The sequence below is a fragment of the Streptomyces palmae genome, from assembly GCF_004684805.1.
GTDB lineage: Bacteria > Actinomycetota > Actinomycetes > Streptomycetales > Streptomycetaceae > Streptomyces > Streptomyces palmae.
The window spans coordinates 1-7187 of sequence record NZ_SRID01000353.1; the positions used below are offsets into that span (position 1 = coordinate 1).

Here is a 7187-nt window from a genome sequence, read left to right on the forward strand (position 1 = left end):
GGTCGGATCGCCGCCTGCCAACTGGCCGACTGGGTGACCCCGCTGCCCGAGGGCGTACTGCTGGGGCGGGGCCGGCTCGGCGACGGCTCCATCGACCTGCGGGGATTCCGCGAACAGGTCACGGCCGCGGGCTACCGGGGGCCCATCGAGGTGGAGATCTTCAACCCCGCGCTCTGGGCCCGCGACGGCACCGAGGTACTGGCCGAGGTCATCGAACGCTACCGAGCCCATGTCCTGACCCCCACGCCACACGACTGACCCTCGGACCAGGGCGTACCCGGGGCCCGGCCCGCTCGCGGGCGCCGCCAGACCGAGCCTGAGACCAAGGTGCGTACGGGGCCCCGTCCCGCTCCCCGACACCGCCAGACCGACACTGAAACCAAGGCGTACCCGGGTCCCGGCTCCTCACCCGGCCGGGACCTCCGCCGCCGTCGGATACGAGTCCTGCGCCCCGCGCCGGGTCACGGAGGCCGCGCCCACCCGGACCGCGTACCGCACCGCCGTCGGCAGGTCGTCCCCGGCGGCCAGCCGGTGGCCGAGCGCCCCGGTGAAGGCATCGCCCGCTCCGGTGGTGTCCACCGCGGTCACCCGAGGACTGGGCACCAGGACCGCGCCCTGCCGGTCAGCGGCCAACGCGCCCGCCGCCCCCAGGGTCACCACCACCGAACGCGGCCCGAGCGCCAGCAGCGCAGCCGCCCATTCCCCGGGCGTGTCCCCGACGCCCCTGGACTCCCCGAGCAGCACCCGCGCCTCGTGTTCGTTGACCACCAGCGGGTCGCAGGCCGCCAGCACCTCGGCGGGCAGCTCGGTCGGCGGCACGGGCGAGGGGTTGAGCACCACCCGAGTGATCGGCGGCACGGCCCGCACCACCTCCGCCACCGTCTCCAGGGGGATCTCCAACTGGAGTGATACCACCCGCGCCGCCGCCAGCAGCCCACTCGCGGCCCGTACGTCGGCGGGGGTGAGCCGGGCGTTGGCACCGGGCGAGACCACGATGCCGTTGTCGCCCGAAGAGTCCACGGTGATCAGCGCCACCCCGGTGGGCACCCGGCCCACCAGCACCCCGGAGGTGTCCACCCCGGCGGCCCGCTGACCGTCCAACAGCATCCGGCCGTACGCGTCGTCCCCGACCCGCGCCAGCAGAGCAGTACGGGCCCCCAGCCGCGCCGCCGCGACCGCCTGGTTGGCGCCCTTGCCGCCCGGGTGGACCACCAGATCGGACCCGAGAACGGTCTCCCCGGCCGCCGGGCGCCGCTCCACCCCCACCACCAGATCGGCATTCGCCGACCCCACCACAACCAGATCGAACTCCCGCATCCACGCCACCCTTCCCACGCGCCCGCTGCGCCCAGCACCGACATGCCTGCCAGCGCTGACCTCGTACCGGCATCCTCCCCGCAATCACGAGACCAAGGCCCCCGATCGCCCCGTGCCCAGCCGCCTTGGCACAAGCCCCGCAGGCGCGGGGACCACACGAGTTCGAACCAGTACTCGCTGGACCTCGGGGGACCACCCCCGCATGCGCGGGGACCACAGCTTCGCCATGGCCCGCAGAGGCCGGTAGACGGGACCACCCCCGCATGCGCGGGGACCACGCGGCTCGCCTCCGCTGGCAGGCACGGGGCTCGGGACCACCCCCGCATGCGCGGGGACCACCACCCGCCGACGCGGGAGCGCGCCGACGCCCTGGGACCACCCCCGCATGCGCGGGGACCACGAGTACGAGACGGGGACGCGCGGCCGTCGAGCGGGACCACCCCCGCATGCGCGGGGACCACCGCGACTTGATGTCGACGCCAGGCCGGACACCGGGACCACCCCCGCATGCGCGGGGACCACCGCGACTTGATGTCGACGCCAGGCCGGACACCGGGACCACCCCCGCATGCGCGGGGACCACCCTTCATGTCCTGCCCAGCCTCCGGGATCGGCAGGGACCACCCCCGCATGCGCGGGGACCACGACGTGCGCGGCGCTCCGCTTTTTCTTTAGCTGGGACCACCCCCGCATGTGCGGGGACCACCCGCCTCGGGTGAGGCAGGCCGGGGGCCTGGTGGGACCACCACCCCCGCATGCGCGGGGACCACGGGTGGTTCTCCGCGTGGCCGGCGTCCACCACGGGACCACCCCCGCGTGTGCGGGGACCACCCAGTCCAGGAGCCCGCCCGGGACAGACGGGAGGGACCACCCCCGCATGCGCGGGGACCACGATGCCACCGTTGAACGTCTCATGCCGATCGGGGGACCACTGCGCTGGTCCTTGAGGGGCTCGTTCATCGTTCGGACCACCCCCGCATGCGCGGGGACCACCGCGGACCGGCTCATGCCGGTGCGGTCGGCCAGGGACCACCCCCGCATGCGCGGGGACCACTGCCCCTGCCGGAGCCAGACTTCGCCCACCAGGGGACCACCCCCGCGTGCGCGGGGATCACAGAACTTCGGAGACAGGCACGATCGCTTCGCCGGGACCACCCCCGCGTGCGCGGGGATCACAGGAGCTGAGCTGGGACGTTATCGCGGCCGCAGCCCGTTTTTACTCACTTCCTGGGAGTCGGACCAAAAGGAAATAGCAGGCACATGCCCCGGTTTCATGCTCACCCTCCACTCCGAACCTTCGGGCCTTGGCCCTCCACCCCACCTCCCAGGCCGGGTGGACCGCCGAGGCGCGAGCCGTAGCGCACCGCCCGTCAGCGTAACGGCCGATCGGCCGGTGACCACCCCAGCCCGCGCCCAGCGAACCCCTTCACCCCGTTCCGGCGACCACCCCACGCCCGCGGCCAGCGACCCGCGCTGTCACACCGCCGGAGTAACGTCGGGGCATGTTCAAACTCGCGGTGCTCGAGGGGGTCCTTGAGCGCATCACCTACGCCAACGAGGAGAACGGCTACACCGTCGCGCGGGTCGACACCGGGCGCGGATCCGGTGACCTGCTCACCGTCGTCGGCTCGCTGCTCGGGGCGCAGCCGGGCGAGTCCCTGCGGATGGAGGGGCGCTGGGGCTCCCACCCGCAGTACGGCAAGCAGTTCACGGTGGAGAACTACACCACCGTCCTGCCGGCCACCGTCCAGGGCATTCGCCGCTACCTGGGCTCCGGGCTGATCAAGGGGATCGGGCCGCGGATCGCCGACCGCATCACCGAGCACTTCGGCATCGACACCCTGGACGTCATCGAGCAGCAGCCGGAGCGGCTGATCGAGGTGCCGGGGCTGGGCCCCAAGCGGACCAAGATGATCGGCGCCGCCTGGGAGGAGCAGAAGGCCATCAAGGAGGTCATGGTCTTCCTCCAGGGGGTCGGGGTCTCCACCTCCATCGCGGTGCGCATCTACAAGAAGTACGGCGACGCCTCCATCTCCGTGGTGAAGAACGAGCCCTACCGACTGGCCGCCGACATCTGGGGCATCGGCTTCCTCACCGCCGACAAGATCGCCCAGTCGGTGGGCATCCCGCACGACAGCCCGGAGCGGGTCAAGGCCGGTCTGCAGTACGCCCTGTCCCAGTCCACCGACAACGGCCACTGCTACCTGCCCGAGGAGCAGTTGATCGCGGACGGGGTCAAGCTGCTCCAGGTGGACACCGGGCTGGTCATCGACTGCCTGGCCGAGCTGGCCGAGGACCCCGAGGGGGTGGTCCGGGAGACGGTGCCGGGCGGCGACGGGGGAGAGCCGGTGACCGCCGTCTACCTGATCCCCTTTCACCGCGCCGAGGTCTCCCTGGCCGGGCAGCTGCTGCGGCTGCTGCGCACCAGTGAGGACCGGATGCCCGTCTTCCAGGACGTCGACTGGGAGAAGGCGCTGCGCTGGCTGGCCAAGCGGACCGGCGCCGACCTCGCCCCCGAGCAGCGGGACGCGGTCCGGCTGGCGCTCACCGAGAAGGTCGCGGTGCTCACCGGCGGGCCCGGTTGCGGCAAGTCCTTCACGGTGCGTTCGGTGGTGGAGCTGGCCCGGGCCAAGAAGGCGAAGGTGGTGCTGGCGGCGCCCACCGGTCGGGCCGCCAAGCGGCTCTCCGAGCTGACCGGGGCGGACGCCTCCACGGTGCACCGGCTGCTGGAGCTCAAGCCCGGCGGGGACGCCGCGTACGACCGGGACCGTCCGCTGGACGCCGATCTGGTGGTGGTGGACGAGGCGTCCATGCTGGATCTGCTGCTGGCGAACAAGCTGGTCAAGGCTGTGGCGCCGGGCGCGCACCTGCTGCTGGTCGGCGATGTGGACCAGTTGCCCTCGGTGGGAGCGGGCGAGGTGCTGCGGGATCTGCTGGCCGGCAGCGGCGCCGCGCGCCGGGAGTCGGCGGGGGAGCCCAAGGACGGCCCGGACGGGGACACCTCGGGCACCCCGCATGGGGGCCCGCACGGGGGAAGCCCGAGCGGCTCGGACGGCTCAGACGGCGGGGGCCGGGCGGCCGGCGGAACGGTGCCCGCGGTGCGGCTGACCAGGATCTTCCGGCAGGCCCAGCAGTCCGGGGTGGTGACCAACGCCCACCGGATCAACACCGGTGTGCCGCCGATCACCCAGGGCATGCAGGACTTCTTCCTGTTCGTGGAGGAGGACACCGAGGAGGCGGGCAAGCTGACGGTGGACGTCGCCGCGCGCCGCGTCCCGGCCAGGTTCGGGCTGGACCCGCGCCGGGACGTCCAGGTGCTGGCCCCGATGCACCGCGGGCCGGCCGGGGCGGGCGCGCTCAACGCACTGCTCCAGCAGGCCATCACCCCGGCCCGGCCCGATCTGCCGGAGCGCCGGTTCGGCGGCCGGGTGTTCCGCGTCGGCGACAAGGTCACGCAGATCAGGAACAACTATGACAAAGGCGCCAATGGGGTCTTCAACGGCACGGTGGGAGTGGTCACCGCCCTGGACAACGACGAACAGCGCCTGACCGTGCTGACCGACGAGGACGAGGAGGTCGACTACGACTTCGACGAGCTGGACGAGTTGGCGCACGCCTACGCGGTGACCATCCACCGCTCCCAGGGCAGCGAGTATCCGGCCGTGGTGATCCCGGTGACCACCGGCGCCTGGATGATGCTCCAGCGGAATCTGCTGTACACCGCCGTCACCCGGGCCAAGCGCCTGGTGGTGCTGGTGGGCTCCCGGCGGGCGCTGGCACAGGCGGTGCGCACCGTCTCGGCGGGGCGCCGCTGCACCGCGCTGGACCACCGGCTGGCCCTCGGCGGCGGTGGGGGCGGCGCAGCCGATGGCGTCCGATGGGTTTTCGAACGGTGAGGAAAGGGGCAGGATGGGCACCGTGACGGCACTGAGTGCCGCCAATAGGCCCTTTGGCCGACCCCGAGTGCACGTTCCTCGTCCAAATGGGGGAAGGTAGGGGGAGTCAGGGCACCTCGAAGAAGAGAACCAGACGTCGGTGAGGGATGACGTGAGCGACAACTCTGTAGTACTGCGGTACGGGGACGGCGAATACACCTACCCGGTGGTCGACAGCACTGTCGGCGACAAGGGCTTCGATATCGGCAAGCTCCGCGCCCAGACCGGTCTGGTGACCCTGGACTCCGGTTACGGCAACACCGCCGCGTACAAATCCGCGATCACCTACCTGGACGGTGAAGCGGGCATTCTGCGCTATCGGGGCTACCCGATCGAGCAGCTGGCCGAGCGCAGCACCTTCCTGGAGACGGCCTTCCTGCTGATCAACGGTGAGCTGCCGACCGCCGACCAGCTCTCGGCGTTCCGTGGCGAGATCACCACGCACACGCTGCTGCACGAGGACGTCAAGCGTTTCTACGACGGTTTCCCGCGTGACGCCCACCCGATGGCGATGCTGTCCTCGGTGGTCAGCGCGCTGTCCACGTTCTACCAGGACAGCCACAACCCGTTCGACGAGAAGCAGCGCCACCTCTCCACGATCCGGCTGCTGGCCAAGCTGCCGACCATCGCGGCGTACGCGTACAAGAAGTCCGTCGGTCACCCGGTGGTCTACCCGCGTAACGACCTGGGTTACGTGGAGAACTTCCTCCGGATGACCTTCTCGGTGCCGGCCGCCGAGTACGACCTGGACCCGGTCGTGGTCAGCGCCCTGGACAAGCTGCTGATCCTGCACGCGGACCACGAGCAGAACTGTTCCACCTCCACGGTCCGCCTGGTCGGCTCCTCGCAGGCGAACATGTTCGCCTCCATCTCGGCGGGCATCAGCGCCCTGTGGGGCCCCCTGCACGGTGGCGCCAACCAGAGCGTGCTGGAGATGCTGGAGGGCATCCAGGCCACCGGTGGCGACGTCGACTCCTTCATCCGCAAGGTGAAGAACAAGGAAGACGGCGTGAAGCTCATGGGCTTCGGGCACCGCGTCTACAAGAACTTCGACCCCCGGGCGAAGATCATCAAGTCGGCGGCGCACGATGTCCTCTCCGCCCTCGGCAAGAGCGACGAGCTGCTGGACATCGCGCTCAAGCTGGAAGAGCACGCGCTGGCCGACGACTACTTCGTCGAGCGCAAGCTCTACCCGAACGTGGACTTCTACACCGGTCTGATCTACCGGGCCATGGGCTTCCCGACCGAGATGTTCACCGTGCTCTTCGCGCTCGGCCGGCTGCCCGGCTGGATCGCCCAGTGGCACGAGATGATCAAGGAGCCGGGTTCCCGTATCGGCCGCCCGCGCCAGATCTACACCGGCGTCGTCGAGCGCGACTTCGTCCCGGTCGAGGAGCGCTGACCGCGACCGGCTCACCGAGCCGGGCCGCCTGGCGCTGATGGGCCGACCCCGGTCGGCCGTAGTGGCTGAGTGCGAAAAGCGCCCCGCTACCGATCCCCCCACGGGTCGGAGCGGGGCGCTTCCCGTTCCCGGTTCGGATTCCCCCCACGGGATCCGGCCGGGCGTCTGTGCGCCGTGGATCACTCCACGGCCGCGACCTGCCGGGACGCGTACGGGAGGGCCGCTCAAAGCTCCCCGAGTACGTCGCCCCGGCTACGCGTGGTTGGAAAGTCCCCCAAGACCGGCCAACCGCAGAGTTAGACTCTCGACCCCCCTGAATGGTTACCCCCGAATGACTGTGATCTACGTCTCTTGCCATATGGAGACGTAAGAGGGCAAGAGGTTCAATCTGAAGATCCAGCCGCTGACGTATAGGTGTTGTGCGGCTTATGAGGGTTTGGTGAATCTCTATGGGAAGCGTGAAGGCTGCCCAGGGGTTCGCCGCGCCCCCAGGTGACGCAGTGTGCATGCCGGGGGTTGGGTCGGGGTCGGTG

The 7187-nt window shown here is 70.8% G+C and carries 4 protein-coding genes and 1 CRISPR repeat array; of the genes, 3 read left to right on the forward strand and 1 reads right to left on the reverse strand.

Annotation, left to right across the window (positions count from 1 at the left end; all coding sequences use genetic code 11):
• A partial coding sequence (locus E4099_RS26385) for a TIM barrel protein (RefSeq protein ID WP_135341628.1) occupies positions 1-258 on the forward strand: 258 nt, incomplete at its 5' end.
• Positions 259-405: 147 nt separating this feature from the next.
• Here the strand turns inward: E4099_RS26385 and E4099_RS26390 are convergent.
• A complete protein-coding gene (locus tag E4099_RS26390; RefSeq protein WP_135341629.1) occupies positions 406-1317 on the reverse strand; it encodes a ribokinase in 912 nt (303 codons plus the stop codon).
• Between the two features lie 127 nt (positions 1318-1444).
• A CRISPR array of direct repeats spans positions 1445-2493; the repeat unit is 29 nt; unit sequence GGGACCACCCCCGCATGCGCGGGGACCAC.
• 326 nt (positions 2494-2819) lie between these two features.
• On the opposite strand from E4099_RS26390, the gene recD2 reads away from it, so the two are divergent.
• Positions 2820-5213 (forward strand): SF1B family DNA helicase RecD2, encoded by a 2394-nt coding sequence (gene recD2 / locus E4099_RS26395; RefSeq protein WP_135341630.1) that lies wholly within the window; start codon positions 2820-2822, stop codon positions 5211-5213.
• 151 nt (positions 5214-5364) lie between these two features.
• The gene (locus E4099_RS26400) at positions 5365-6654 is read left to right on the forward strand and encodes a citrate synthase (protein ID WP_135341631.1); all 1290 of its coding nucleotides are present in this window, start codon (positions 5365-5367) and stop codon (positions 6652-6654) included.
• Positions 6655-7187 lie beyond the last annotated feature (533 nt).

Bases quoted from the DNA above. Each gene is read 5' to 3' on its own strand.
- E4099_RS26390 (WP_135341629.1), bottom strand. From the start codon at position 1,317: ATGCGGGAGTTCGATCTGGTTGTGGTGGGGTCGGCGAATGCCGATCTG.
- recD2 (WP_135341630.1), top strand. From the start codon at position 2,820: ATGTTCAAACTCGCGGTGCTCGAGGGGGTCCTTGAGCGCATCACCTAC.